At 64.3% G+C, this 1767-nt stretch carries 3 protein-coding genes; 1 reads left to right on the forward strand and 2 read right to left on the reverse strand.

All coding sequences use genetic code 11. From position 1 onward, the window contains the following. Both AC1DYM_RS22965 and AC1DYM_RS22970 read right to left on the reverse strand, forming a co-directional pair. On the reverse strand, positions 1–164 hold a 164-nt coding region (locus tag AC1DYM_RS22965; protein WP_477342360.1), incomplete at its 3' end, for a PilN domain-containing protein. Next, positions 164–1222, reverse strand: coding sequence for a pilus assembly protein PilM (locus tag AC1DYM_RS22970; protein WP_477342357.1), 1059 nt, complete (start codon positions 1220–1222; stop codon positions 164–166). The genes AC1DYM_RS22970 and AC1DYM_RS22965, both read right to left, overlap by 1 nt. Before the next feature lie 236 nt (positions 1223–1458). Here AC1DYM_RS22970 and AC1DYM_RS22975 point away from each other — a divergent pair. Further along, positions 1459–1767: transglycosylase domain-containing protein (locus tag AC1DYM_RS22975; RefSeq protein ID WP_477342358.1), on the forward strand; the 309-nt coding region annotated here is incomplete at its 3' end.

The raw sequence follows: 1767 nt of genomic DNA on the forward strand, positions 1-1767 counted from the left end.
GTGTTGCGCTCGGCCTGGTTGTCGATGCGCGCGTCCATCCAGAACGACCACGCGATCAGCACCACGAGGGCAGCGCCAAAAGCCATGCCGAGCTGGATATAGAACTCGCGTTCGCGCAGCTTGCGTCGCTCGGCGCGCCAGGGGAGTAGGTTGATATGTGCCATCAGTCGAAGCTCCTCATGGCGAGGCCGACGGCAATCATCAGCGCGGGCGCGTCCTGGGCCAGGGTCTGGGCCTGGACGCGGCTGGAAAGCGCCATGCGGGCGAGCGGATTGGCGACGACGCAGGGAACGCCGAGCTGCTGTTCGAGCAGTTCGGTGATGCCTTCGATCGAGGCACAACCGCCGGCCAGGACAACCTGGTCGACGCGGCTGTACTCGCTGCCGGCGAAGAAGAACTGGAGCAGACGGCTCACCTGCTGGACCAGCGATTCCTTGAACGGCTCCAGCGCCTCCATCTCGTAGGATTCAGGCAGGCCGCCCTTGCGCTTGGCCCGGCCGGCTTCCTCGTAGGAGAGGCCATAGCGACGCATGATCTCGTCGGTGAGCTGCTTGCCGCCGAAGACCTGCTCGCGGGAGTAGATCGTCCGCTGGTTCTTCAGCACGGCCAGGGTCGTCATCGTGGCGCCGATGTCGACGACCGCCACCAGGGCGTCCCGCGAGACCGCCAGCTGGTCGGCCACCATGGCGAACGCGTTCTCCATGGCGAACGCCTCGACGTCGACCACCCGGGCGGTCAAGCCGCCGAGGTCGAGGGCGGCGATGCGCATGTCCACGTTCTCGGTCCGCGAAGCGGCGAGCAGGATGTTGTTCATCTCGGGGTTGTCGCGAACCGGCCCGACGATCTCGAAATCGAGGCTAACTTCCTCGATCGGGTAGGGAATGTACTGGTTCGCCTCGACCTGGATCTGACCCTCGAGGTCATCCTCCGAGAGGTCGGCCGACATGGGAATGATACGGGTGATCACGGCGGAGCCGGCCACGGCAGCAGCGCCGTGTTTGAGCTTGGAACCGGATCGGGCCAGTGCCCGCCGAATAGCCTCACCCACCGCTTCGACTTCAACGATGTTCTTCTCGACGACGGCATTGGGCGGCAACGGCTCGACGGCATAGTGTTCGACGCGATAGCGCCCCCCTGCCTGACTGAGCTGCAGCAGCTTTACTGCGGTCGAACTGATGTCGACGCCAATCAAAGGCGCCGCCTTGGGTGTAAAGAGCCCCACGTTGTCCCCCTTCCCCGCGCCTTTGTCGGAATTGGTCTTCGGCGCGAAGGCATTAGATCTAAAACTTAACGGATTGGCAACGGGCCACACAGGCCCTTACCGGCACTAATTCACAAATCCAGTCACTGGGTTAGCGAAAACCCTTCAGGACGGGTCGAGCGTCACCCAGCCGCGCCCCTCCCCGCCTTGGCTCTATACTCCGCCACGACCCACACGGCGGCGACCTCTCCCCCTTCATGCGAATCCTCAAGCGTTTGCTGCGCATTGCGCTGTACCTCGCCCTGGCCGGCATCCTCTTCGTGGCAGGCGCCATCGGCGTCGCCTATTGGCTACTGGCCCCGCGCCTGCCCTCGGTCGCCGTCCTGCGCGACTACCACATGCAAGTTCCGCTCCGGGTACTGAGCTCGGACGGGCGGCTCATCGCCTCCTTCGGCGAGACCCGACGCATTCCCGTGCACATCGCCGACGTGCCCGCACGCCTCAAGAATGCTGTCTTATCGGCCGAAGATGGCGATTTCTATAGCCACCCGGGCATCGACTGGCAC

This window comes from Luteibacter sp. P1_D3 (assembly GCF_056406135.1).